Raw genomic sequence first — 26,391 nt, forward strand, 5'->3', positions numbered from 1 at the left:
AATAGACTTGAACAACCTATTGTACACCTTCGAGGAAAGTTTTTTTTGCTATAAGCTTTTGCCCACCACCCGCATAGCAGGTGGTTTATTGTGAAAACATTCCGCTTCGCTACATGTTTTCACCGGCTCATGCGCCGGAAACAAAAAACTCCACCCGAAAGAGTGGAGTTTTTTTGTTACCTGCAGAAGGTAATTTTTTATCTTTGGATTCGTCCAGATCCGTCGCCGCCTGCGAGCTTGTTAACTTCGTCTTCAGAAACCATGTTGTAGTCTCCGATGATTGAGTGCTTCAAGCAAGATGCAGCAACTGCCCAGTTGATAGAATCCTGTGTGTTCATGCCTTTGAGCTGTGAGTGGATAAGACCACCACCGAATGAGTCACCACCACCTACGCGGTCAACAATCCACATTTCGTATTTCTTTGAGAATGCGTAGTCTTTGTCGTCAACGTAGAGGAGAGCCTGCCAGTCGTTGCGGTTAGCATTGATTGAAGAGCGGAGAGTAATTGCAACTTTCTTGAAGCCGAATTTCTCTTTGAGCTGGCGTGCAACTGAAACGTATCCGTCGTTGTTGAGTTCGCCCTTAGTTGTATCTGTACCTTCAGATTTGATTCCGAATACGTCGTTAGCATCGTCTTCGTTAGAGATACAAACATCAACGTATTTACAGATTTCTGTCATAGCTTTGCGTGCTTCGTCTTTTGTCCAGAGTTTTCCGCGGTAGTTAAGGTCACAAGATGTTGTGATGCCCATTTCGCGTGCTGTTTTACAAGCTTCGATACAAGCAGTTACCATATTTGGTCCCAAAGCCGGTGTGATACCTGTGATGTGGAACCATTTTGCGTCCTTAAGGATTTCTTTCCAGTTGAATTCTTCTGGTTTAGCGAGCTGGATTGATGAACCTGCACGGTCATAAACACATTTTGAACCACGCTGTGAAGCGCCTTTTTCGTTGTAGTAGATACCTACACGTGGACCGCCACGAACGATATATTCTGTGTGAACGCCATATTTGCGGAGGCTGTTAACAGCTGCCTGACCGATTTCGTGAGTTGGAAGCTTTGTAACGAAGTAAGATTCGTTGCCATAGTTAGCCAAAGAAACAGAAACGTTAGCTTCTCCACCACCGAAAGTTGTTGTCATTGAGTCAACCTGAACGAAACGATAGTAATCAGCAGGCTGGATGCGAAGCATCAATTCACCAAAAGTAACTACTTTTGCCATTTAAAAACTCCTTATTTTTCCGCCCGAAGCGGTATTTTGCAAAATAATATTAAAATTATATTCTATAACAATAAAATCTGCAATAAGGATTTTTTATGAGTTTGAAGCAAGTTTTTTTACTTCCTCTAAATCTGCATCTTCCGGTGCAAGATGAGCCTTAACAGTTCCTGTAAGAGTAGCGCCTGCTGAAGTAACACGGTCTGCCCAGTCAGAAATCCACTGACCGTCTCCCCAGTCATATGAGCCGAACAAACCGAGTTTCTTTCCGGAAAGGCTTCCTTCAATTCCAGAAAAGAAAGATTCCATTGAATCTTCAAGCTGTTCTGCACCCATAGCAGGACTTCCAAGCAGAATCAAATCTGCTCCAAGTGTTTCATTTGCATCAGCGGAATCAGCAGTTGAAATGTTTACTTCATTTCCTGCTGCTTTTACTGCCTCTGCTGCTGCATTTGCAAGATTTTCTGTGTTCCCTGTTGTTGAAGCGTATACAATCGCTACTTTCATTTTTTTGCCTCCTCAGTGCAAGTTACAGTATATTTTTTTGCTGCTGAAGGAACGGAAAGTCCTTCATACAGCCATTTCATGCAGCTTTCTGTGCATGATTTATACAGATTCATACGACGGACAGCAGATTTTACCTCGCCATAAACCTTCCAGATTCCAGAATATTTGTAATTTGCTGCCCCGAATTTTTCAAAGCCGATAACATCTTCAAGCGGATATCCTAAGAATAAGCCGACTTCATGCGGGAAATTATTATAAAAAGCAAGTCTGTGTAAAAGTTCTGCCAGAATGACATTAAATCCTTTTGAAACTGAATAACCTTTTGAAGAAAGATAAGAAAGATTTTTGGTATTATTACAGACAGTTTCCAGAAGATTTTTATCAAACACAAAAAACAGGAATCGTCCGTCTGACTTTTTTAATGAAATAAGATATTTTTTTTCTTTAGCAAACTGTGCACGCCATTTTTGAAGCTGAGCTGCATTTTCTTCATAATTTCTGGCATCCATTGAAAAAAGACATGCAGGTTTAATACCGCAAAGAGCCGGTGCCCCACCATGAATTATTGTTTCATCAAAACTCATAAGCAATTCCAAAAAAAAAGCGGGACAGACAAGAAACAGTCAAAATAGTCTGACCCGCTAAAGAGGTACTAAAAGAGTTAGGATTAGCTAACTTTCACTTGTTAGAATATGCTAATTAGAGTTTTATGTCAATAACTTTGTAATAAAAAATTTTTATTCTGTGCGGACTGGTTCGTCCTGACCAAAGCTGACTCCGTTTCGTCCGCTTTCTTTCACAACATAGACAGATTTGTCTGCGACTGAGAAAAGCGTATCATAGTCCGTTCCGTGCTGAGGTGCAGAACTGAGTCCTATACTGGCACTGACTTTTAAGTCCCCTGAACTGACAAGCACATTTCTTGCAGCTTCAAGAATACTCATAGCTTTACGGACTGCAATTTCTTTTCCTGGAATATCATTTAAGAACACAACAAATTCGTCTCCGCCAAAGCGGCCTAATAAATCTGACGGACGGAACAGGCGGCGAAGGGCTTCAGCAAAATCATGAAGAACAGCATCCCCGGTTTGATGTCCCATTGTATCATTTACTTCCTTAAAATGATCGAGGTCAATTACAAACAAAACAGAATAAATGCCTTCCTGGTTTGCCGTTAAAGCTTTTCTGCATAACCGTTCAAATGTTGCCTTATTTAAAAGCCCCGTAAGTTTATCGACTTCTGCATCTTTCTGATAATGATCCCGTGACGATTGAATTTTCCGGATTGCCATTGCCATTTGACCGAGTTCATCATCCCCAAGTTCCGAGAATGAAGGTGAATCGATGGAACCACTCGCAGCCTTACTTGCAAGACTTGAAACAGCACGGATTTTTCGTGTGGCTTTTTCTGCAACAAAGGCAGCAATTACTGCAATTGCAAACAGCATGATACCGCCTAAAACAACAGCAGTTAAAGCATCAATAACAACTTCCTGCCAGATATAGTGGTAAGGATGCTCTGTTATGATAACCCAGCCGGAAACATCATTTCGGGAATAACTTACAAGCATACGTTCTTTTTTAGACTTTCCCGGAATTGACTGATGAACATCAATTGTGCCGGTCTTTCCTGCAAGAGCCGCAGCTACTGCAGGATTCATGCTTACTCCGATTAACTGATTACTTTCAAATTTTTCTTCAGAATAAGCAACTATATTTCCTACACTGTCTGTAATCATAACATGTGTTTCAGGGGAAGAAAGTTTCTGAATATATTCCTGAAGAGCCAGAAGATCATAATCACGCTGAACCATACCGACTGCATTATTTTCTTCATCAAGAACAGGAACCTCAAGAACTGTAATCATCCGGTTGTTTGCCAGGCTTATAAGAACATCAGAAATATATTCTTTGGCGTGCATTGCTTCATGAAAATACTGACGGTGTTCAACATTTATAAGCGGGTATTCATCTGTTCTGGCTATCTGGTCTCCATTTCTGTCAGTAATAATCATATTATCAGTATCATTAAAAACTTCATTAGCCCGCTGCAAAGTCTGATTTGTTAGAGGATCACGTTTTTCCGGCTTCGCAAGAATATAATGGAGTGTCATTGGATTTCTTGCAACTGTACGGAGGACAACTAAATTCCGTTCAAAATGCTCTGTAATATGTTCATTAACGATAGAATTTCTTAAAAGCCCTTCTGATTTTGCATTATCAATAGAGCTTGAAATATTGTTTACGAGATAAAACGTTATTACAAGCAGAAGAGGAATAAGTGCTATAAAAAAAAGCAGAAAAGTTAGTTTTGTCCTTATTGATTTTACTGCCATAGAGTCATCAAACCTGCAAAGTTAGTACAGATAATTAGACTGCATTGCCTTTGCAACACCGTCTTTTTCCCATTGAAGGCCGCCAAGTTTATCGAATTCTTCAACCCAGATCAGCCAGTTATTTTTAGTAAGCGTGTTTTTACCTGTAACAAAATCCAGCACGCCCTGCTCATAAAAACGCTTCAAATCTGTATCAGGAACCGGAAGTGTATCAGAGCCGGTTGCATTAACCCAGGATTTCTGCTGCATTTCTCTTAGAACTTTAAGGGCACTCATCTGCTTTTTACTTACTTCTGTTATATATGTAGGATAGCGGCTCACAAGTTCTGCATCACTGTGGTAGAAAACCATGTTTCTAAGCTGAGTGAGTGACTGCTGTGCACTTTTTGCAAAACTTTTTGAAGGGTCAGGAATTCCTTCGGCTACAGGAACATGATTTTCATCAAAAACGAAATTAACGCCTTCTTCACCCCAGCCCAAAAGATAATAGCCTTCATCGCTTACCATCCATTCCAAAAGTGCAGCAATTAAAGGTGCTTTTCCTTCCTGTTCTGCCCGTTTTGAAATAACAAGTGTTGTATATGGAATTGTATAAACGCCGACTGCACTTTTTCCCTCAGGCCCTGTCGGAGGATCAATTACAATCCACTCGCCGTTCGGAAATTTTCTGTCAAAAGGAGCATAATTTGATTCTGAAGCATAAGCACTGTTCTGTTCACGCATAATTCCAAATCTGCCGCTTTTCCATGCTGCCCTGAAATCGTCTTTTTTGTAACCAAGCCAGTTAGGGTCAATAATTCCCTCTCTCTGCATAATTGCAACTGTATTTAAAGCATCATAATATTCTGTCTTACGCACATTTAAGCCGGGCGCACTTTCTGTCATATTCCAGGTACCGCATACACCAAAAGCACCAAAGATTGGATCCAGACGGCGTCCTAAACCTTCTTCATAAGTATTAATTTCCAGAAATGCACCGTATCCATAAGTATCATTTTTGCCATTACCGTCAGGATCATCAAAAGTAAATGCCCTCATGACATTTAAATATTCTTCAATTGTTTTTGGAACACTGAGATTTAAATTGTCCAGCCAGTCTTTACGGATTAAAACCCCTTCATTTTTCTGGATTTTACCGCCGGGAGTCGAAAAGCCGTAACACTTTCCCTTAAATGTTGCAAAGTGGCGTGAAGATTCGTTGTACATCTTCTGAGTCCGTTCCGGCATAAGGGGATACAAATCATCAACCTGCATGATAAGACCCTTTTTTACAAGGTTCATAAGCGGTTCTCTGTTTACAACAACCATATCAGGCAGCATATTTCCTTCTGCCGCTGCATTTACTTTTACATTACGGTCAGAAGCATTTAAGGGAAGCATAGTGAGTTTTAAATCAATTCCAAGTTTTTCGCGGATAATTTTATATGCAATCCAGTCTTCAGGAGGGGCTCCTGCTTCTGTAACCGAGGCATCGTACCAGAAAGTAATGGTAACCGGATTGTCGGCTGTTGGATGCAATTCTGGAATTTTATTTTTACAGCCGGAAAAGGAAAATATACAAAAAATGGTAAGCAGGAAAATTATCTTCTTCATAAAGATAATTATAACTCATATAAACAGTTTGTAAAGAAAATAAAAACCCCGCCGAAGCGGGGAAAATTTAAGATTCGTTTTATTAATTATTTTTTCTTTCCGTTACCGCGGACTACATAGTTGTAATCTGCTGCAACTCCAGCCGGCACTTTGTCTGTAAGTTTGAACAAGTTACCCAAGTCAAATACACCGTCAGCGCTTCGTGGAAGGCGGTTGAATGTTTTTCCGTCTTCTTTAAGGCCGTTTGCAATGTTTTCAAAATCTACGCTTACGAAAGCTGCTTTATCAAGCTTACTTCCAGCTTTGTTTACAGCCTGTGCTCCATCATAGAAGTAGTTTGAATCATCTGCAAGACGTTTACGCATATCCGGGTCTTTGTCGTCATCAAATTTATCGCGTCCGTTTCCAGCCATTGAAAGAACACCCTTTGCAGAAGCAGTTCTAGGATACTGTTTAGCATCACCTTTTCCGTAAAGGTTAAGGTTTGTTTCTTTATTTGCATAAAGTGTACAGTTTTCAACAATAAGAGCCGGGTTAGAGTTTGTTGTAATACCGTTCAAGTCGTTGTTGAAAGAAACTGAGTTTCGGATTACGTGTTTTACAGCAATACCGTCGCCACCGAGCTTAAAGCCGTTTCCGTCGCCCTTACCTGTGTTGTCGATTTTGCGTCCGTTGTTGTAAGCAATACAGTTTTCAAGCAGTACGGCACCGATTGGGCCTGTCTCGATTTTTGCGTACAAGTCCCATCCGTCATCAACGTTATGGTGAGCAACACAGTTACGGAAGATGTTTCCTTCGCCACTGGTGAGTTTTGAAGCAAAACCGTCAGCATTGTTCTGAGCCGGGTCGCAGTTTCCGAATGATTCACATCCGTAAATAAGGTTGTGGCTTGGCCATTTTGCAGGAGGTTCAGCAGAGCGGCCTGCAATCTGAATACCGGTATCACCGTTTAAGTAAGTATCTACCATGCGGATTTCGTTGTAGTTACCAGCAATCTGGAGTGCCTTACAGTCGTCCGGAGTTCCTGTAATGTCGATGTTTTCGATTGTCCAGTAGTTACCGTAAAGGTTGAATGCAGTTACAGTTGCTTTTGAGCCGTTAAAGTCAAGAACTGCACGGTTTGCAGGGTCAGCTGATTTAAGGACTTTGCGAGCTTTTGCTGTACCGTCGTTGCCGCGTTCAATCCAGAGACTCTTTGTCGGGTAATATTTTCCGCCTGCAAGCAGGATTGTCTGACCTGGTTTTGCATACTTGATAGCTGAATCCAAATCGATTGGGGAATCTTTTGCACCAGTTCCGAAAATGTCACCAGTCTGAGAAACGTGAAGTTCTTTACCCTTGAATGTAACTACTGCGATTGAGTGCATATATGTTACAGGTTTGTAGTTTTCTTCGTAGTCGTTAACTTTAGGATCTGAATTAAACTGTGCAATTACCTGTTTTTTGCCAGGTCGCCAGCCGTCTTCAGGATCAAATGTTACGTTAAGGTCTGTGATTCCTCGTCCGCCGTCAAGCTTGAGTTTGAGGACTTTTTTGTAATCAACGTCAGCTGTAACTTTGTCTGCCTTAACAAGGACTTTTCCGTCTTTGTCTTCGATATGGATTGTACCGTTAGCATTTGACGTGAATACGAACGGATATTTTGAATCATACCATGTAACAGGGCAGTCGATAGTTGTTTTGAGAGGAACAAGCTCCGGAGGCTCCGGAATTGCCGGAGGATCTTTTTTAGGATCAGTTACTTTGAAATCAACATCGCTGAATGTAGCGTTAACACCACGAGCTACTGCAAAACCAACATAAATGTGGTCTTTATCGAGCTGAACGAGCTTTTCATTTTCGTTGTCGTACATTGTGAATGTGTTGATATAACCTTCTGATTCAATGTCTTTCTTGTAGATTGCGTGATAACCTGTGTTGTCTTTTTTGAGTGTTACGCGGTAAACGTCACCTGTTTTGATTGCGTCAGATGCCTGATCATAGCTGTAAGCCGTGCTCTTGTTGATACATTTCTGAGAAATTGCTGCATCGCCTTCTGCAATGATTGCGTCTGTAATTCCAGAAACAAATCGTGCACCGATACCATTTTTGATTTCTTTTTTAACACCGTTTACATGAGTTGTGAATTTTCGTGTAATGATACCAGCCGAATTGTTATAAGCGATAATCATCGGGTCGCCTTCAACACCGAGCCGGTCGATTGCAAGAACACCAAAACCTTCCTGGCCGTCTGCCATCGGGTTGTGATAGTCAACAGTGATTGTTGCAGTAAGCTCAAAATTCTCTTTTTTAGGATCGATTTCTGTGTAGTAGAAAGAAATACCGTCGAAGAAGGTTTCGAATTTACCGCCCTTGTCGATGATATTGCCTGTTTTTGGATCGAATGTACATGAATTGAGTTTAACTTTGAGGTTATCTGAATCCAAAAGCTGGAAGTTGTTGCGTTTCGGGTTTGTTGATGTACCGAATTCTGTAAAGTTCCAGACTCGTTCTGCCTCTTTGCGTGCAGTTTTTTTAATCGGATCAGAATCGAGTGACTCTGAACCGCGGGTTGCTGCAACAACAAAGTTTGAAACAGTTCCTACAGGAAGGGCAACTTCGCCTTTAAGAGTAGTTGTTTTTGGAAGAGAAACTTTTTTTCCGGCTGCATCGGTATAAGAAAGAATGTAGCCGTCTGCTTCCGGAACAGAGCTCCATGTTACAGCCATCTTTCCTTCGCCAAGGTTTCTGACCATTACAGCACTTTTTACCAGGGGAAGTGTATATTTAAATGAAGCTGGTGCTGATTCATGCTTTACTTTTTCGCCGTTGCGTTCTGCATAAACAGTGAAAGTATATGTTCCTGATTTATTCACTGTAAAAACAGCTGATTTTGCTTCTTTTCGTGTACGGCCATAAGCCTCGCTTCCAGAAGCACCTGTATCTGATTTGAAAGCAACGGAACCTTTATCAGCACCGTCATTTGATGTGACTGAGTTAAATGAAACTTTTATTTCGTTTGGTCCAGTCTGTTCAACTTTTGTAATTGCTGGAGCAGCAACTTCAGCCCATGGCTTTTTATCAGCAAAAGCGCTTACACTTGCAGTAAGCAGAACTGCTGCTGAACACAAAAGTTTTAAGAGAGATTTTTTCATACGAACTCCTTAACTTTAATAATATTGCAGTATATCACAATATCTATAAAAAAGGCAGACCTGTTTTCAGTCTGCCTCCCGAATTATTTACATTATAACAGAAATTTTATTTGCTGATTTCGATTTTGTAAATGTACATACCGCCTGAAGTGCTGTAAACACCGTATGTTCCATCAGCATCAATTTTAGTTGAATCAATATGAACATCGCCTTCTTTGTAAGAACCAGCGGCAATAACTTTAACTTCTTCGTTTGTATCAACATTTACAAGGTGAAGAGGACGTGAGCCTGAACCTGAGTTATTGCAGAGAATCTTTACAGTTTCACCAGCTTTTACAGGGAAAGTAATAAGACGCTCGCGTTTCTTAGCATTTCCTGAACCTTTTGTAGAAATACACTGTGTGAAAGTGTCATCACCGACTGTGCGTGTATCACACTTTTTAACTTCCATTGCCTTTTCTACAGAACCGATAAGAACGAATCCATCTTCTTCCTGTTTTTCATCTGTAATCTGACCTTTTTCAAGATCGTTACCGCAAATATAGCCTTCTGCAAAAGAGAAAGCTCCGAACATAAATGTAGCTGCAAGAACAGCAAGAATTTTTTTCATAGGAATTACCTCCATTAAACGTTCTTAAATTTTAGAACCTTTTTATTATATTTATGTTACAAAAATCTGTATAAATTTTTGTGCAGTATAAGTATATGATTTCGCTAAAATAAAAAACATACAAATATTTTTAAATTTCCGCTCTGATTTTGACGATTTTTGATAATTTTGCTATATTTTTCTGTAAATGAATTGGTCAATTTTAACACTTCAGGATTTTCTTTTTCTTAATGACTGCCTTGTTTCTTCAGAATTAGAGGGCAGCGATTCTTCACTTGTAAATATCTATCTTCTTCAAAAAAAATACGATACAAAAACCGCAGTTCACAAAGGATTTTTATTCAGATATTACGAAGGAAGCGAAAACCGCACAGGATACGGATTTCCGTTGAAGCTGTGTGACAAAAAACTTTCCGACGCTGATAAAGCTCATTCTTTAAGTAAGGCAGTTTCATTAATTATTGAAGATGCCGTAACAAACGGCAGAAAAGTCAAATTCTGTCTGCTGACAGAAAAACAGAAAATTCAGCTGGACAATGTCTTAAAAACCGATTTTCCAGAAATCAGTATTGAATGGCAGACAAATCGTGATGACTGCGATTATATTTATTCACGAGAAAAACTTGCTGCCCTTTCAGGAAAGACTTATCACAAAAAAAAGAATCATGTTTCCCGTTTTTTGCGCAATTATGAAGGAAACTGGGAATTCCGCTCTCTTAATTTGTGTTCCATTGATGACGACATGATTTTTGTTGCACAGAAATGGCTTGAAGAACGGTTTAAACTTGCTTCTAGTGGTGAAATAAATCTTTCTGAATCAGAAAAAAATATTCTGAATCTTGAGCACGAAATGATAAAAACAGCCCTCAAAAATAAAGATGCATTTTCTTTAGAGGGAGGCGTTTTGTACATAAGCGGAAATCCTGTCGCAATGACACTGGCTTCGCGCATTTCAGAAAAAATACTGGACGTTCATTTTGAAAAATGTCTTTCGGAAGCTGCCGATGGTGGAGCTTATGCTGCAATCAACTGGTGCTTTGCAAATTCCTGCGATTCATACGAATTTTTAAACAGGGAAGAAGATATGGGAGTTGAAGGCCTTCGAAAAGCAAAACTGAGCTATCATCCGCAGAATCTTCTCGAAAAATTTTATTCTTTATAGGAAGTTTTAATGCTGAAATCAATTTTATCTTCAAAAGACTGTGCTGTCTGCCGGTTCTGCTGTTCGTTCAGACGGCAGAGTCTTTGGGAAACTCCACTTTTTGATAAAAAAACAAAAGAATCGCTCGAAAAAAAATATCCTGAAGCAAAATTCAAAACTGCCGGAAACGAAAGTTTTACAGTAGATTTACTTCATCTTTACAAAACAGACGGTTCTGAAGAAGAAGCTGCATGTCCTTTTTTAGGCGAAAGCGGTTGTGTACTTACAGCCGACGAAAAGCCTTTTGACTGCTCAATCTGGCCGCTTCGTGCAGCAAAAATCAACGGAAAAGTACACGTTATGCTTGAAAATACATGCCCTGCAATCAATAAGCAGCCGTTTAAAAATGTAGAAAATCTTGTAAAATCGGGCCTTGGCGAAAAAATAACTGCTTATGCAGAAAAAAATCCCGATTCAATTAAGGAAATTCAGGAAGGATTTAAAGTGATTTTTTAAAATCTTACTTCATTCAAATCATCTCCCTTTATTTTACATCTTTTTGATTATATTTTAGATATTATTTTACAAAATATAATTTATGATTTAATAAAAAGGAGAATAAACATGAAAAAATTATTCAAAAAATCACTTTTTCTAATCACAGCCGCTTTGCTTTCATTTTCGCTTTTCGCAGAAGGAAGCAAAGAATATGTAAAACAGGAAATCAACGCAAAGGACCGCTGTCTGCCGACTTTCTACGAATCAATTCTCAAAAAATGGGAATTCTCTATGGGCTGGAAAGAAGGTTCAAATCCAAAAAAATGGAAGCAGGCCGGTCTTGAAAAAGCCCGTGAGCTTATCATCCAAAACGAAGACAAAACACCTTTCGATATGGTCGTTTTTGAAGAAGAACAGCGCGAAGGCTACAAAGCTCAGAAAGTTGTTTTCAATATCAGTGCAGAAAGCCGGGTTCTTGCCTATCTTTTAATTCCGGACACAGGCAAAAAACATCCGGCTGCATTAATGCTGCACGACCACGGCTCAAAATTCACTATCGGTAAAGAAAAAATGGTCCGGCCTTTTGGCACGACCGAAGAAGACCAGAAAAAGCTTGCTGAAGCCGAAAACTGGTCAGCACGCTACTTTGGCGAGCGCTTCCCTGGAGACGAACTTGCAAAACGCGGCTACGTTGTTCTCAGTTTTGATGCACTCGGCTGGGGCGACCGCTCTGTCCAGGGATTCAAAACAGACAGCCAGCAGTCACTCGGTTCAAACCTCTTTAACATGGGCACAAGTTTTGCAGGAATTATTGCTCAGGAAGACTGCCGTGCCGCAAAATTCTTAGCTTCACTTCCACAGGTTGATAAAAAGAAGGTTGCCTGCATAGGATTCAGTATGGGCGGCTTCCGTTCATGGCAGCTTGCGGCAATCAGTGACGACATTACGGCAGGCGTTTCTGTCTGCTGGTTCGGTACAATGAAAGGCCACATCAAAATCGGTGACGGTCAGCTCAAAGGAAATTCTGCATTCAGTATGCTTCACCCGACAATCGCAAAATTCCTCGATTATCCTGATGTAGCAGGTCTTGCCGCTCCAAAACCAATGTACTTCATTGGCGGCGATGATGATGCAGTAAACCCGACCGAAGGCACAAAAGAAGCTTACGAAAAAGTTCACAGCATCTGGAAAGCAAACAAAGCCGAAGACAAACTCAAAACAGAGTTAATCGCAGGCGGCGAACATGCATATCTTCCGGAACAGCAGGACTCAAGCTTCGACTGGCTGGACAAGCAATTTAAATAATCCTATGAGTTTGCACTTATAGCAAAAAGAAATTTTAACTACGCACAAAAAAAACAGGCATAGGCGGGGTTATGACAAAAAGTCGCTTGAACTTGTTCACCGCGACTTTTTTGGCATGTTCCCGCCGGAAGCCTGTTTTTTTATTTGTACAGGAATCTTTTTTTCGATATAATTGCATTTATGGTAATTGCTTCAATCGACATGAAAGACGGACACGTCGTCCAGCTCAAAAACGGAAAGGATCTTGTTCTCCAGAGAGATGATTCTGATTCTTTGATTTCTGATTTCAACAAATACGGTGAAGTTGCAGTAATCGACCTTGACCAGGCGTTGCGCAACACAGACGAAAAGGGCAACACAAAAAACACACCGCTTTTAAAGTCTTTGCTCAGAAAAGGAAATGTTCGTGTCGGTGGCGGTATCCGCACTGCAAAAAAAGCCCGTGAACTCATTTCGCTCGGTGCAGAAAAAGTAATTATCGGGTCAGCCGCATGGAATCCAAATCCAAAAGCCGGTGAGTCTGTCTTAAACGAAGAATTTTTACAGGAACTTTGCAATACAATCGGTAAGCAGCGGGTAATTATTTCAGTTGATTCAATTCAGGGTAAAATTGCCGTAAAAGGCTGGACTGAGACCGTCGACATTCCTTTAATCGAAGGAGCAAAACAGGCAGAAAAATACTGTTCTGAGCTTTTGTTCACCTGTGTCGAAAAAGAAGGCTGCATGCAGGGAACTGACATGGATTCATGCCGTGCTTTGCGAGAGGCAGTAAAATGTCGCGTTGTAGTTGCAGGCGGAGTCAACACTTTAGAGCAGATTACTGAACTTGAAAAACTTGGCTGTGACGTTCAGCTTGGAATGGCTTTGTACACAGGAAAAGTTAATCTTAAAGATGCTTTCATCGGCTGCCTTAATTTTGAAAAAGTCGATGGAATGATTCCTGTAATCGCACAGAGCCCGAGCGGCGAAGTTTTGATGATGGGCTATTCCAACAAAGAAGCATTCGAAAAATCATTTGAAACCGGAAAACTCACTTTCTTTAGCCGCACCCGAAACTGTCTTTGGACAAAAGGCGAAACAAGCGGTCATTTCTTAGAGCTTATCAAAATGCGCGCTGACTGCGACAGAGACACGGTTTTGGCAACTGTATTTCCTCATGGTGGAGTCTGCCACACAGGAAGCTTTACCTGCTTTGGAAGCGAGGCTGATGCAAAATCAAATCTTGAACGGCTTTACGGCACGATTGCCGAGCGCTTTGCAAATCCAAAACCGGGCAGCTACACTGCAACCTTAGATGCAAAACGGGTTCGCGAAAAGGTCATGGAAGAAGCAGAAGAGCTTTGCGACGATGCAGATTCAAAAGACGAAGTTATCTGGGAAGCAGCCGATTTGCTTTATTTTGTAAGCGTTCTCATGTACAAAGAAGGTGTTACATGGCAGGATGTTTACAATGAATTGGACAAACGCCACAAAGAGAAGTAAAATTATAGTTGCTGAACAAAACTGATTTTTGGAGGAAGCAACTATGGCTGTTACTGTATATTCTCTCGGAGCTGCTCAGGAAGTTACCGGTTCAAAACACATCTTTGAAATAAACGGTCGTTCTTATATGATTGACTGTGGTGCCTTTCAGGGTAAGCGTGCCGAATCCGACGAAAAAAACAGGAATTTTGAAATTCCTGTCGATAAAATCGAATCTGTAATTTTAACTCATGCACATTATGACCATGTAGGTCTTCTTCCGCTGCTTGTAAAAAAAGGCTACAACGGCAATGTTTATGCAACTCCTGCAACCCGCGATTTAACTGACCTTATCATGATGGACAGTGCGCGTATTCAGGCACGTGATGCCGAATACCTGCGGAAACAGGCCGTTAAAAAAGGCGAAAAATTTAACTGGCAGCCGATGTTCACAGAAAAAGACTGTCTTAAAGCCGCAAATCAGATTATTACTCTTTCTTACAACCGCAAAATGTACATTTCGCCGGAAGTTCAGCTGGAATATTTTGATGCCGGTCATATTTTAGGCTCAGCTTTTGCTTACATTACAATTAAAGGCCAGAGAGACCAGAACGGAAATCCAATCCGCGAAAACGAAAACAATGCACTGCGTATCTGGAACAAACTTTTCGGCTGGAAAAAGGACGACAAACGTTCAACTCCAGACCGCCGCAAGGCAACTCCGGAAGAACAGGCTCAGTACACCGGTCCTGAACGACGCAGCGGATTTGACCGGCGCGAAGGCAAAGATGAAATCCGCATTTTGTACACAGGCGATTTAGGCCGTAAACAAAAACCTATTATCCGAGACCCTTCAACAAAACTTCCCCCGCCGGACTATATTTTTATCGAAAGCACTTACGGAAACCGAAAGCACGAAGATACAGCAATTGCAATGGACGAACTCCGCAAAATTGTTCACCGTGCAGTTGAAAAAAAAGGCAAAATTATAATTCCATCATTTGCAATCGAACGCACTCAGGAAATCGTCTATTATCTGCATCTTCTTGTAGACAAAAAAAAGATTCCGAATATTCCGATTTATGTAGATTCACCAATGGCTGTAAATGCAACATCAATTTTCCAGGTTCATCAGGAATGTTATTCAGATGATGTTCATGAAGCTTTTTTACAGCATCATAAAAATCCATTTGGTTTCGGAAACCTTTCTTTTGTAAACAGTCTTGAAGAATCAAAAAATCTCAACAAAAAAGAAGGACCGATGATTATAATTTCTGCCGATGGTATGTGTGAAAGCGGCAGAATTGTTCATCACATTGCCAATAATATTTCAGACCCGCGCAATACAATTCTTATCGTAGGCTACATGGCAGAAAACACACTTGGCCGCCGTATTCGGGACGGTGCAAAAGTTGTTACAATCATGGGCGATGAATATGACGTAAAAGCAAATGTCGAGCAGATTAATGCCTTTTCAGCACACGCCGATTATGAAGAAATGACGAAATGGCTTAAATCAATCGATACAAGCCGGCTCAAAAAAATCTTCATGGTACACGGCGAACACGAGGCCCAGGAATTTTTCAAAGCTCATCTTGAGAAAAACGGCTTCCCGAACGTGCAGATTGTAAAATACGGCGAATCTTACGAAATTGAGTAAAATATGAAAAAAGAAACAAAAACCCTTATCAAACAGATTTCTCTTCCAGTCGGAATTTTTTTCGGAATCATTCTCGTGCTTTTTATTGGCATTTATTTTGCACTCTTTAAGCCGAATTTTATGCGCGGGAACGGGAAGCCAACTCCAATGGATAAAAACCACTTTCTCACAATAGAAAATGAAGAAAAAAATAAAGCCGACACAGAATGGTTCTATTCCCAGAATCCGGAAGAAATCACCGTTGAATCTTTTGATAATCTCAAACTTACCGCCTACAATCTTCCGGCCGAAAATGCAAAAGGAACCTGGCTTTTAATTCATGGTCATCACTCTGCTCCGCTCCGGGAATTTGCCGGGCTTGCAAAGTTTTTCCACGAACTGGGTTATAATGTAGTTCTTCCTTATCAGCGTGCTCACGGAAAAAGCGAAGGAAAATACATCACTTTCGGTGTTAAGGAACGCTACGATGTACGGGACTGGCTTTTAAAAGTAAACGAAATCTACGGCGATACACTTCCTGTTTATCTTGAAGGCATTTCAATGGGATGTGCCACAGTTTTAATGAGCCTGAGTTTTGATTTACCGGCTAACTTGTGCTATGTTGTTGCTGACTGCGGCTACACTTCACCTTATGATATTATGTGGAAAGTTGCCCGGAAAGACAAAAATGTCCCTCTTCCACGGCTTGTTCTGGGCATCGGAAACATTATGACTCAAATTCTTGCTGATTTTGATTTTAACGAATACGATACATTCAAAGGTCTGCGCTATAATCAGATTCCTGTACTTTTTATTCACGGCACAGAAGATGCCTTTGTTCCAATCGAAATGACAATCGCAAACTATCAGTACTGTACAAGTGAAAAATTTCTGTATTTAGTCGAAAAAGCCCCCCACGCGATTTCATATTTTATCGACGAAGAGGGCTATCATAAAGCTCTGATTGAATTCTGCAAATTACAGTAAATTTTATACTTATTCAAAAAAATCGGGAAAACTCCGCTCCAATTCCGTGATTTGACCGTACAGACGCGAAAGGTGTTCTTTTTCAAGCTTAAAAAGACTTTTCGCGTCATTTTTTTTAATTGCTTCGATAATCTGTGCATGTTCTGACTCAACAAGTTTCGGAATTTCATTTGCACTATAGCTCAGGATTCTGATTCTGTGGTCGTTGCCAGTGTGTGCAGTCAGTGTTTCCCAGACCCACTCACAATTTGCCTGCGTATACAGAAGATGATGAAGTGCATCATCAAGCCTGAGAAAACTGGATGTATCATTATCAAGCAGGCTTGCATGCTGCGAAACAAGCATTGCCTGCATTTTTGTAACAAAAATCTCGCGCTTTGAAGAATCAGAAAGTGTTTTCATACATTCTTCAAGCACTCCAAGTTCCAGACTGATCCGCATGAAGCGCTCCTGACGCAGAATTTCCTTATTTAAAAGCGATACACGGGTACCTTTCTGCGGAAAAATATCCACAAGTCTGTCACCAGAAAGCCTCAAAAGCGCATCCCGGACAGGGGAGCGGGAAACTCCCAGCTGTTCGGAAAGTGCATTAATATCAAGTTCCTGCCCTGGTTTATACACGAGATTTGTAATCGAATGCCGCAATGTATCATACACGGATACTTTCGATTCAAAGTGTGACATTTTTTACACCGCAAATCCCAGAAGTCTTGGCAGGAAGAGAGAAACCTGAGGAACAAATGTTACAATCAGAAGACCTGCAATCATAGTAAGATAGAACGGAATCATTGCCTTTGTTGTTTTTTCGATACTGATTTTACCGACACCGCAGCCGACAAACAGAGCCGAACCTACAGGCGGAGTACACAAACCAATTGCAAGGTTAAAAATCAGCATGACACCAAACTGAACAAGGCTCATTCCACAAGTCTGCTGAACAACCGGAGCAAGAATTGGAGTTACAATCAGAATAAGTGGTGCCATATCCATAATACAGCCAAGGAAAAGAAGCATTACGTTTATCAAAAGAAGAAGAACAATTTTATTGCTTGAAACTGCAAGAAGTCCGTTGGTAATCATTGTCGGTACTTTGAGCAGAGCAAGCAGATATCCGAATCCGCCGGCTGCCGCAATCAGAGAGAATACCATTGCAAGTGTTTTTACAGTATTCATCAGAAGACGCGGCATCTGAGAAATTTTAAGTTCTTTGTAGACAAACACTGAAATGATGAACGAATAAATACATGCAATTGCAGCAGATTCAGTTGCTGTAAACCAGCCGGCAGTAACACCAACAAGAATAATTACAGCAGTAAAAAGCGCAAGAATTGCATCAAAACAGATTTTGCAGGCTTCGAAGAAACCGATTGCGTCCCCTTTCGGATAGTGTCGGACAATACTCATAACAGCACAGACTACAAGGAAAAGAATACCGAGTGTAACGCCAGGAACAAGGCCTGCCATAAAAAGAGCACCGACTGAAACACCGCCTGCAGCAACTGAATAAATAATCATGTTGTGGCTCGGCGGAATCAAAACGCCCTGACAGCTGGTTGCAACAGTTACAGCAACAGAGAAGTCCCTGTCAAAGCCGGCTTTAACCATCATCGGGATTTCGATTGACCCGAGTGAAGAAACATCTGCAACAGCTGAACCAGAAAGATGACCGAAGAACATTGAACCAAGAACGTTTACATAAGAAAAACCGCCCCGGAACCGGCCGACAACAGCATCAGCTGCCTTTAAAAGACGGTCAGAAATGCCGCCTGCTCCCATAATTTCACCGGAAAGAATGAAAAACGGAATAGCCATCAGACTAAACGAATCGACGCTTTTTGCCATCTGCTGAATAAATGCCATAAGCGGAATATGGCAATAAACAAGTGCTATGCATGAAGAAACAGCCAGTGCAAAAGTAACAGGCATTTTACACAAAATAAAAACAACAAAAGACCCCAGCAGGAGCCAGATTGCAATAGTCGGATCAAACATTCTCGCCCCCTTCTGAAACTTCACTTACAGCAGCTTCATTTTTACTTGCCCTCATTTCTTCGATAATCTGCTGGTCAGTTTTGTCAGCTCCAGCCTCACCTTCAATTGCAAGATGACGGTATTTTTTTGCCTCGAACAAATCAAGAAGAGCAAAATAAATAATGAAAACACCGCCAACCGGCATCATCATATATTTTGTACCGGCAGGCCACTGAGTTGCCGGAAGAGTGCTGTTCATTGTCATTGTGGCAAGTTTAATACCATAAACAACGAGAATGTATCCAAAGAAAAGCGTTGCAAGAGTATTGATTTTTGTGATTATAATTCGAACGACTTTTGGAAACATATTGAAAAACAGCGAAATTGAAATATGAAGTCCTTTTTCAACACCAATTGCCATTGCAATAAAGGCTGTCCATACCATAAGAAGCAGCGCAAGTTCTTCAGACCACATAATAGACTTATGAAGAACAAGTCGTCCAAAAACTTCGCAGCTTACAATAATTACAATTACAAGAATTACAAGTTTTGAAAACTCAAGAAGGATTCTGTAAATGCAGTCAAACACAAATGTAAATGCTGAAATAACTTTTTCTACTGCATTAAAACCCGGTTTACAGATTTCAGCCGGTGCAGATTTAAAAAAGTTTTTTATCTTTTCGATAATATTCATTTAATGCCCGCTTATTAATTTATTAATAACACTAATATACTAAAATATCAGTGTTCCATGATTAAAAATACCCCGCTTCAGTTTTTTCTGAATACGGGGCTTTAATTAATTATTTAGACTGAATCTGAGAAATCAATTCTTCGTAGCCTGCACCAAACTGTGTATAGAGTGGAGCCATAGCTGCCTGGAATTTTTCTTTTTCGCCAGGTTCAAGTTCTGTGATTACAGAACCAGCTTCTTTAACTTTTGCTTCTGAAGCACCTTCTTTAGCAGCCCAGAGTTCACGTTCGATTTTTGCTGATTCAAGAGCACATTCCTTGATGATTGCCTGATCTTCCGGAGAGATTTTGTCCCAAGTGATTTTTGAAACCATCTGCATTTCAGGAACGCGAGTATGTTCGTCGAGAACATAATATTTAGCAACTTCGTAGTGAGAAACTGAATCATATGAAGGCCAGTTGTTTTCTGCACCGTCGATAACGCCAGTCTGAAGACCTGAATAAACTTCACCGTAAGCCATTGGAGTTGCACTTGCACCAAGAGCAGCAACCATACCCATCATCATCTGAGATTCCTGAACACGGATTTTAAGACCTTTCAAATCTTCGAGTTTTGTAACAGGCTTTTTGCTGTTGTAGAAGTTGCGTGCGCCTGCATCGAACCATGAAAGACCTACAAGGTTAGCACTTGAAACAGACTTAAGGAAGTTTTCTCCGATTTCTCCGTCAAGAACGCGCCACATCTGAGCAGCATCTTTGTAAAGATACGGAAGCTGAAGAACGTTAAGTGATTTTTCAAATTCTGAAAGTGGTGAAATTGAAACTCGGGTGAAGTCAATTGCACCAAACTGAAGCTGTTCAATAACAGACTTTTCATCACCAAGCTGACCACCGTGATAAACATCAATATGGATGCGTCCGTTTGTTTTCTGCTCTACCATTTCGGCAAATTTGTAAGCAGCCTGTGTTGTAGGGTAATCCTGAGCCTGATTTTCAGCATAGCGAAGAACCATTTTTTTTGCTTCAGGAGCAGCTTTTTTGTCTTTGTTACAACCGGTAACTGCTAATCCTGCAGCAAGAATTGCACATGTTGCAGCAAGTAATGTTTTTTTCATATTTTAAAATCCTCCAATTTATTATGAAAAAAGTATTCTTTAACTATAATCCGCTTTTTTTGAGATGTCAAATTTTCGGCTAGACTTTTAATGATTTTGCTTTTACAATTATAGAAAAAATTTTAGAGGATATTTTGTACACTAGAGAAATCAGAACGCCGCCAGAAAAAATTATCCATAATGGTAAAATTGAATTCGGCACTTTTGACGGTCTTTTGCGAAAACTCGACATTCGCGGCGTTAAGGCACCATTTGCAGGTTTTCCATTTCCTGCTCTTATAACAAATTTTCGTATTCAAAGCTCTCTTTTATTTATGTTCAATATTGGTTCATACATTGGAACTGTCGATTTTCTGGATCATAAAATTTTTGGTCATGCAGATGTTGTTTTCTGGAACAAAGAAAATGGCAGGAAGATTGCTTACCGTTCATTTATGGGACCAAGACGCAGATTTATTCCACATAATATGGAAACAGGATTCTGTGCAAGTTTTAACAAAAAACGCTATATACGGGTAAGCTGGGATCATCCCCGTGATAAACTTTCAATGATTTTTAATTTAAAAGGCGATTCTTCCCGTCCTTCTGCACAGGCAGCCTTTATCGCACATTATTCAAATTCAAATTTCAGGGAAATGGCAACAGTTATTCCTTATCCTTCAAAAAGGCGTTGTTCTGCCACGTACATAGCAAATCCTTTGATTCACGGCACATTATCTTTAGAGAAAACCAGAAATTCTGAAGAAACAGTTCAGCAAAATGCAGACGGACAGGCAGTATTATGCATCAACCGGGCTTACTACAATTTTCACTCAAATTCAGAATTTATTATTGCAACCGGCGAAGTTGAAGGAAAAAAAATCACTTTTCAAATTTTTACTACGCAAGAAAACGCCGTAGATACCGAAAATATAAACAGTAATATTTTATATGTTAATGGAGAAACAACACTTTTACCTCCAGTAACAATTACACATCCATTCGGCTTATCAAAAAAATGGATTATTCAGGATTTTGAAAATATGGTCGATTTGACATTCACACCAGTCTCAGATAATCATCGGGATGTTTCGTTTCTGGTAATGAAAAGTCAGATGCGCACAATTTTCGGAACTTTTGAAGGTGTAATAAAAACAAAAAACGGCGATGATATAGTTCTGCACAATTTTGAAGGTATTGCAAAAAATCATCTTCTCAGGCTGTAGTCTATTTCTTATTTAATAAACGGGGATTTATATGGCAGATAAACCAGAAGCAAAATGGGAACCTGGAACTCTCGACAACACAAGACGAAATATCGGACCGATTGACCAGGACGAAGCAAAAAAAATGATGCAGAAACTTGGCGGTGAAGTATTTGCTGAAAAATCTGCACCAATCGATTATTCTGCCTTTCCAAAAGCAAAAGAATATTCAAAACGTGTTGTAGGAAAATCTGCTTCAAGTGTAGCTTCTCAAAATGCCAGACAAACTTCAATTCCGGCCGGCGGTAAAATCGGTTTTGCCGTTAAAGAAAAAAAAGTAAGGCTTGGTGGTTCGCTTCCAGAATTAACTTCCAGAGAACGTCAGCTCATGGACAGAATAATGATGAGCGATGATTATAAAATCAAACCAAATTACGGACTTTTCAATTTTGTCAGACGATTCAAGAAAAACGGCAATGAACTGGTCCGCAAAAATTTCATCGAATACAATTTACAGAAACATATTGAACATCTTCAGGAATTTATAACAACAGTAAAATCAATAATCCAGATTTCACCTGATACATACAAATCAAAAATACTTACGGCATCAGAAGACCGTTTCCGCTTTTTAAAAACAGTCGGTTCCTGGACAATGAAAGACATTAAAGCACGATATTTTGATTTACAGGATGTTCAGGACGAATGTACTGTCGCCATGATGATTCCTTTTGTAAAAACAATTTACCGGGATTTAATAAAAATTTACTATCTTGGAGAGACAAAAATATCCGGCTATTTCAAAGACATTTATTCAGATCTGGCAAAATATCCGAAATTTGATTTAAAAAAAGCCCAGATGCTTTCTAAAACTGGAATTACCGAGTGGTTTTATGTCTACAGTCAGGTAATTAAAGGGCTTTACCCGCTTTTAATGCGGATGTCTTCAACAAAATTTGACTATTTCCAGGATTTCTTCCTTGTTCAGACATCAAATATTCTTTCTTTCCTTGAACTGACAAAATTTGACCTGCTTTTACCGAACAAAAAAGGTGCAAAAAAAGCAGTCGAAGAAGAAAAAAAAGAAGAACAGAAAACCGAAGAAAAAAAGGAAGAAAATACAAAACAGGAAGAAAAGAAATCTGATCTTGTCGAAGCAGGTTTAAAACTTCTGGACAATTTATTCCCTGAAGCCGGATTCTTAAAACTCGAAACTATGCCGGACATGTTCCCGTATTTCCAGCCGATGTATCAGTTCCGCGACGGTTATAATATGCTTTCACCAGATAACCCGCTTCAGGTAACTGTCACATTATTAAAAATTATCGAAGATTTATTCCAGGGCTGCCGAAATATTATTTTCACTGAAGAAAATGAAGATGACGGCACAGGCACTCAGTCAGAAAAACTTTCTGTCGTTTTGAGTGAATGGTCTTTGTATCGTGAAGTACTTTTTGAAAAATATTACTGCGACCAGCTTAAAAATTTCGTTAACAGTGAATATTCGCAGGGGGATTTTAAATCTACCCTTTTCGGTAAAAAGCTCATTACAACCATGCTCTGGCAGACAAAATATAACTTTTTGCCGTATTTTGAATTTGAGCAGCTTCTTCTTGAAAAGCCGAAAAATGACAGTCAGTACAGACCTTTGTGTATCAGATTAAGCTTCCTTCTGAAATTTTTTACAGCATTATCAAAGAATATCGATGCTGCAAAAGGACAGGGCATGGCTTTAGGCATTCAAAATCCATGGGATAAATATCATTTTGATATTCCAAACGTAATGTCAAGACGAATGGATGTGCTTTTAGGTGCAAAACGTATGACAGATTCTGCTGCAACTAATGCTAATCTTATAAAATATTCTCTGCTCATAATTTCTGTTCTTGACTGGTGGGTAAATAATCCTTCAAGCCCGGCTTATTCTTCTGATTCGACACACATTTATAGAATAAATCCTGCTGACGGTGCTCCTGCCTTCAGTGTTCCTGAACGTGATGATCAGAATAAACTTTTTGCAGACAGAGTAAAGCAGAATATCGAAAAACAAAAGGCTAATGCAGGCAAATAAATGGATAAAGAACTTGAAGAAAAATTTATAGCTTTGGAAACAAAAATCGCATACATGGACGATTTTATTTCAAAACTTCAGACTGAAACTATCAAAAACCAAAAAGAAATCCGCCTTCTGCGTGAAGAAAATCAAATCTTAGCAGGGCGGATTCAGGACTTATCAGAGAATCTGGAGATTCCTAACCGGAAGCCCCCTCATTATTAGTCCTTTTTGGTGAAATACGCGAACAGTGCAATAGCCCAGCCAATTACAATTACAATCAGACCAATTCCGACACCTGTACCAGTAGCTTTAAAGCCAAGTTTTGTTAAATTCTTTGCCCATGGTGCAAGATTGAGATAACTCATAAGAACATATACACCGCCAACAATTGAAACAACAAGTGAAATCAATTTTACAGGAAGTTTAGTTCCAGCTGAAACAAAACAGAATACGATACCTGCAACAGCCCCGCCAAGTGCAAGAATTGAGCCGATTTTTAAATCACCGGAACCGTCTGTAATTGCATTGATTGCTGATGAGCCGCCGCCAAAAAATTTGCTGGCAGTAAGCGGAAGAAAACAACCGATTACAACAAGTGCCATTCCTATAAGATATAAACTCAGTGTTCCTGATTTTTTTGCCATTTTTTCCTCCTTTTTATTAAATGGTCTTAATATTATAACGCAGTTTTCAAAAAAATAACTAAAAATCTGTTATTATTTTGACATTTTAGACATTTTAAATGATAATCAATTATTATAGGTACTAATATGAAACTAAAAAAAGAAAAGATTAAAAAGCAAAAACCTGTAAAAGTAAAAGAACCGCTCGCAAAAAATAAATTTACAAAATCGCTCGCATTTAAATTTGTAGCAGCAATTTTTGTTCTTCTCGTTGTATTTTTTTCAGTTCTGGTCGCTGTTTTAAATTTCTCTATCGGCCGGGACAGCATAAAATCTTATTCCGCATTGTTCAGTACACTTTCTGAAAGAAGTTCTACAGCCCTCACCTACTGGCTGGAAGGCTATTTTAAAGACCTTCGGGTTTTTACAAAAAACGAAATCTTTCTTGAAGGCAATATCGATGAAATTTATCAGTACATACTCGATAACCCAAGCCTTATCGGCGACGATTTTGAATATGTAGGAATATGCGGTCACGACGGTATTCTTTATACATCCAACGGAACTCAATTCAGCGTTAAACACACTGAATATTACAAAGATGTAATCGAAAATGGTCAGGGAAGCAGTATCACAAATCCTGAAAAATCTCTTGAAACAGGCGAATATCTTTTTTATGTCGCATTACCGGCATTAAACGAAAACGGCACTTTATTTGGTCTGTTCATGGGTGCACTTAAAATTGACAATGTTCAGATTGAAATCTCAAAAATAAATGTCGGTGAACAGGGATTTGCCTTTATTTTGGACGGACACGGCACAACAATTGCCTATCCGGATGAAGGCGAACTTATGAAAAACATTTCCAACATGGAAGATGAAACTACCGGCCTTATAGGATTTAAAGACCTTGCCTATGAAATGGTCATGGGAAATAATGACGTTGCTACAATCCAGAATCAAAACACAGGCAAAACAGACTATGTTTATTACTACCCGATTTATGATACAAACTGGTCTTTAGGACTTTCTCTGCCCGAAAACGAAGTTCTTGCTTCAGCTCACCGTAACGGCATGAATATTGCTGGCTGCAGTTTCGTAATTGCAATTCTGCTTATCATTTTTATTGCGATATACATGAAGATTCTTCTTAAACCACTTTTACGGCTTAATTATTCAATCAAAGAAATCGCAAAAGGCGATGCAGACCTCACAAAACGAATCGAAATAAAATCAAAAGATGAAATCGGCGGTGTTGTCGGAGGATTTAATACCTTCATTGAAAATCTTCGTAACATTATCAGTGAAGTAAAAAATTCTAAAAATGCTCTTCAGGAAATTGATAATGATCTCCAGAACACCACAAAAGCTACAGGAAACTCAATAGCCCAGATTTCTGCAAATATGAATGATGTTTCTGCTCAGATTGAAAGCCAGAGGGCAAGTGTTGAACAGACAGTCGGCTCAGTAACTCAAATTGCAAAGAATATCGAGAGCCTTAATCAGATGATTGAAAGCCAGTCAAGCGGAGTTAATCAGGCAAGTGCGGCAGTTGAGCAGATGCTTGGAAATATAATTTCTGTTTCTCAAAGCACAGAAAAAATGGCAAATGCCTTTTCAAAGCTTGAAGAATTTACAAGAAACGGAATTGAAAAGCAGAATATCGTAAATCAGCAGCTTGCAACAATCGAAGAACAGAGCTTAACTCTGCTCCGGGCAAATACCACAATCAGTAAAATTGCAAGCGAAACAAACCTGCTTGCCATGAATGCAGCAATTGAAGCAGCACATGCTGGTGAAGCCGGTCAGGGATTTAGTGTTGTTGCCGATGAAATCAGAAATCTGTCAGAAACTTCTGCAAATCAGTCAAAGACAATCGGCGCCGAGCTCAAAAAAATTCAGGATTCAATTACAACAGTTGTTGCATCTTCAGAAGAAGCAAAAGCAGCCTTTAACTCTGTAAGTGAAAATATTCAGCAGACAGACCAGCTTGTGCGCCAGATTCGCGGTGCAATGGAAGAAAGCGAAGCAGGAAGCCATCAGATTACAGATGCCCTCAAAATGATGAATGATTCCACCACTGAAGTCCGTACGTCTTCACAGGAAATGTCAGAAGGCAACAAAACTATTCTTGATGAAATTAAAAATCTGCAGGAAGCTACAAAAGCCATTACTGAAAGCATTGAGAGAATGTATGAAGGTGCAAACCAGATTGAAAAAAATGGTTCGACCCTTTCTGATATTTCAGGCACAATGCAGAATTCAATTCATCAGATTGGAAGCCAGATAGATTTGTTTAAGGTTTAATGCAAAGCTGG

General features: G+C 39.8%; 22 protein-coding genes. 10 read left to right on the forward strand and 12 right to left on the reverse strand.

Translation table 11 applies throughout. From position 1 onward, the window contains the following. Positions 1 to 197: 197 nt before the first annotated feature. The 7 genes from ACKI5B_RS01295 to ACKI5B_RS01325 form a co-directional block, all read right to left on the reverse strand. On the reverse strand, positions 198 to 1,223 hold the full coding sequence (locus ACKI5B_RS01295; RefSeq protein ID WP_407425143.1) for a PfkB family carbohydrate kinase: 1,026 nt from the start codon (positions 1,221 to 1,223) through the stop codon (positions 198 to 200). Positions 1,224 to 1,316: 93 nt separating this feature from the next. Further along, positions 1,317 to 1,727: a flavodoxin gene (locus ACKI5B_RS01300; protein WP_407425144.1), complete on the reverse strand. Its 411-nt coding sequence runs from the start codon at positions 1,725 to 1,727 to the stop codon at positions 1,317 to 1,319. Continuing rightward, positions 1,724 to 2,311 carry a DUF3793 family protein gene (locus ACKI5B_RS01305; protein WP_407425145.1) on the reverse strand — a complete coding sequence of 196 codons (588 nt, stop codon included), beginning with the start codon at positions 2,309 to 2,311 and terminating at the stop codon, positions 1,724 to 1,726. Before ACKI5B_RS01305 ends, ACKI5B_RS01300 begins: the two co-directional genes overlap by 4 nt. Before the next feature lie 153 nt (positions 2,312 to 2,464). Then, positions 2,465 to 4,063: a sensor domain-containing diguanylate cyclase gene (locus ACKI5B_RS01310; RefSeq protein WP_407425146.1), complete on the reverse strand. Its 1,599-nt coding sequence runs from the start codon at positions 4,061 to 4,063 to the stop codon at positions 2,465 to 2,467. 21 nt (positions 4,064 to 4,084) lie between these two features. Continuing rightward, on the reverse strand, positions 4,085 to 5,656 hold the full coding sequence (locus ACKI5B_RS01315; protein WP_407425147.1) for an extracellular solute-binding protein: 1,572 nt from the start codon (positions 5,654 to 5,656) through the stop codon (positions 4,085 to 4,087). 86 nt (positions 5,657 to 5,742) lie between these two features. Beyond that, positions 5,743 to 8,790, reverse strand: a complete 3,048-nt coding sequence (locus ACKI5B_RS01320) for a right-handed parallel beta-helix repeat-containing protein (RefSeq protein WP_407425148.1) — start codon at positions 8,788 to 8,790, stop codon at positions 5,743 to 5,745. A 106-nt stretch (positions 8,791 to 8,896) separates the two neighbouring features. Then, complete coding sequence (locus ACKI5B_RS01325) at positions 8,897 to 9,400, reverse strand: hypothetical protein (protein WP_407425149.1); 504 nt, start codon at positions 9,398 to 9,400, stop codon at positions 8,897 to 8,899. A 187-nt stretch (positions 9,401 to 9,587) separates the two neighbouring features. On the opposite strand from ACKI5B_RS01325, the gene ACKI5B_RS01330 reads away from it, so the two are divergent. The 6 genes from ACKI5B_RS01330 to ACKI5B_RS01355 all read left to right on the forward strand — a co-directional run bounded on the left by ACKI5B_RS01330 (position 9,588) and on the right by ACKI5B_RS01355 (position 16,431). Beyond that, the gene (locus ACKI5B_RS01330; protein ID WP_407425150.1) at positions 9,588 to 10,562 is read left to right on the forward strand and encodes a DUF2156 domain-containing protein; all 975 of its coding nucleotides are present in this window, start codon (positions 9,588 to 9,590) and stop codon (positions 10,560 to 10,562) included. Positions 10,563 to 10,571: 9 nt separating this feature from the next. Beyond that, on the forward strand, positions 10,572 to 11,057 hold the full coding sequence (locus tag ACKI5B_RS01335; protein ID WP_407425151.1) for a hypothetical protein: 486 nt from the start codon (positions 10,572 to 10,574) through the stop codon (positions 11,055 to 11,057). Positions 11,058 to 11,165: 108 nt separating this feature from the next. Next, on the forward strand, positions 11,166 to 12,344 hold the full coding sequence (locus ACKI5B_RS01340) for a dienelactone hydrolase family protein (protein ID WP_407425152.1): 1,179 nt from the start codon (positions 11,166 to 11,168) through the stop codon (positions 12,342 to 12,344). 180 nt (positions 12,345 to 12,524) lie between these two features. Continuing rightward, positions 12,525 to 13,826: a bifunctional phosphoribosyl-AMP cyclohydrolase/phosphoribosyl-ATP diphosphatase HisIE gene (gene hisIE / locus ACKI5B_RS01345; RefSeq protein ID WP_407425153.1), complete on the forward strand. Its 1,302-nt coding sequence runs from the start codon at positions 12,525 to 12,527 to the stop codon at positions 13,824 to 13,826. Positions 13,827 to 13,869: 43 nt separating this feature from the next. Next, the gene (locus ACKI5B_RS01350) at positions 13,870 to 15,465 is read left to right on the forward strand and encodes an MBL fold metallo-hydrolase RNA specificity domain-containing protein (RefSeq protein WP_407425154.1); all 1,596 of its coding nucleotides are present in this window, start codon (positions 13,870 to 13,872) and stop codon (positions 15,463 to 15,465) included. Between the two features lie 3 nt (positions 15,466 to 15,468). After that, positions 15,469 to 16,431, forward strand: a complete 963-nt coding sequence (locus ACKI5B_RS01355) for an alpha/beta hydrolase (protein ID WP_407425155.1) — start codon at positions 15,469 to 15,471, stop codon at positions 16,429 to 16,431. A 9-nt stretch (positions 16,432 to 16,440) separates the two neighbouring features. Here ACKI5B_RS01355 and ACKI5B_RS01360 read toward each other — a convergent pair whose 3' ends face one another. The 4 genes from ACKI5B_RS01360 to ACKI5B_RS01375 all read right to left on the reverse strand — a co-directional run bounded on the left by ACKI5B_RS01360 (position 16,441) and on the right by ACKI5B_RS01375 (position 20,210). After that, positions 16,441 to 17,115: a GntR family transcriptional regulator gene (locus ACKI5B_RS01360; RefSeq protein WP_407425156.1), complete on the reverse strand. Its 675-nt coding sequence runs from the start codon at positions 17,113 to 17,115 to the stop codon at positions 16,441 to 16,443. A 3-nt stretch (positions 17,116 to 17,118) separates the two neighbouring features. Next, positions 17,119 to 18,423 (reverse strand): TRAP transporter large permease, encoded by a 1,305-nt coding sequence (locus tag ACKI5B_RS01365; protein ID WP_407425157.1) that lies wholly within the window; start codon positions 18,421 to 18,423, stop codon positions 17,119 to 17,121. Then, complete coding sequence (locus tag ACKI5B_RS01370; RefSeq protein ID WP_407425158.1) at positions 18,416 to 19,096, reverse strand: TRAP transporter small permease; 681 nt, start codon at positions 19,094 to 19,096, stop codon at positions 18,416 to 18,418. The genes ACKI5B_RS01365 and ACKI5B_RS01370 overlap by 8 nt, the downstream gene beginning before the upstream one ends. A gap of 109 nt (positions 19,097 to 19,205) precedes the next feature. Continuing rightward, positions 19,206 to 20,210, reverse strand: coding sequence for a TRAP transporter substrate-binding protein (locus tag ACKI5B_RS01375; RefSeq protein WP_407425159.1), 1,005 nt, complete (start codon positions 20,208 to 20,210; stop codon positions 19,206 to 19,208). Between the two features lie 134 nt (positions 20,211 to 20,344). Here ACKI5B_RS01375 and ACKI5B_RS01380 point away from each other — a divergent pair, with 134 nt between their 5' ends. The 3 genes from ACKI5B_RS01380 to ACKI5B_RS01390 are packed head-to-tail and all read left to right on the forward strand — an operon-like array spanning position 20,345 to position 23,672. Beyond that, the gene (locus ACKI5B_RS01380) at positions 20,345 to 21,415 is read left to right on the forward strand and encodes a DUF2804 family protein (protein WP_407425160.1); all 1,071 of its coding nucleotides are present in this window, start codon (positions 20,345 to 20,347) and stop codon (positions 21,413 to 21,415) included. A gap of 31 nt (positions 21,416 to 21,446) precedes the next feature. Beyond that, entirely contained in the window at positions 21,447 to 23,465 is a 2,019-nt protein-coding gene (locus ACKI5B_RS01385; protein WP_407425161.1) for a hypothetical protein, read from the forward strand. Beyond that, on the forward strand, positions 23,466 to 23,672 hold the full coding sequence (locus ACKI5B_RS01390) for a SlyX family protein (protein ID WP_407425162.1): 207 nt from the start codon (positions 23,466 to 23,468) through the stop codon (positions 23,670 to 23,672). Here ACKI5B_RS01390 and ACKI5B_RS01395 read toward each other — a convergent pair. Next, positions 23,669 to 24,094 (reverse strand): hypothetical protein, encoded by a 426-nt coding sequence (locus tag ACKI5B_RS01395; protein WP_407425163.1) that lies wholly within the window; start codon positions 24,092 to 24,094, stop codon positions 23,669 to 23,671. The two genes, ACKI5B_RS01390 and ACKI5B_RS01395, sit on opposite strands and share 4 nt — an antisense overlap. A gap of 126 nt (positions 24,095 to 24,220) precedes the next feature. Here ACKI5B_RS01395 and ACKI5B_RS01400 point away from each other — a divergent pair, with 126 nt between their 5' ends. Continuing rightward, a complete protein-coding gene (locus tag ACKI5B_RS01400) occupies positions 24,221 to 26,380 on the forward strand; it encodes a methyl-accepting chemotaxis protein (RefSeq protein WP_407425164.1) in 2,160 nt (719 codons plus the stop codon). The last annotated feature ends 11 nt before the right edge of the window (positions 26,381 to 26,391 follow it).

It is taken from the genome of Treponema sp., from assembly GCF_045657965.1.
GTDB lineage: Bacteria > Spirochaetota > Spirochaetia > Treponematales > Treponemataceae > Treponema_D.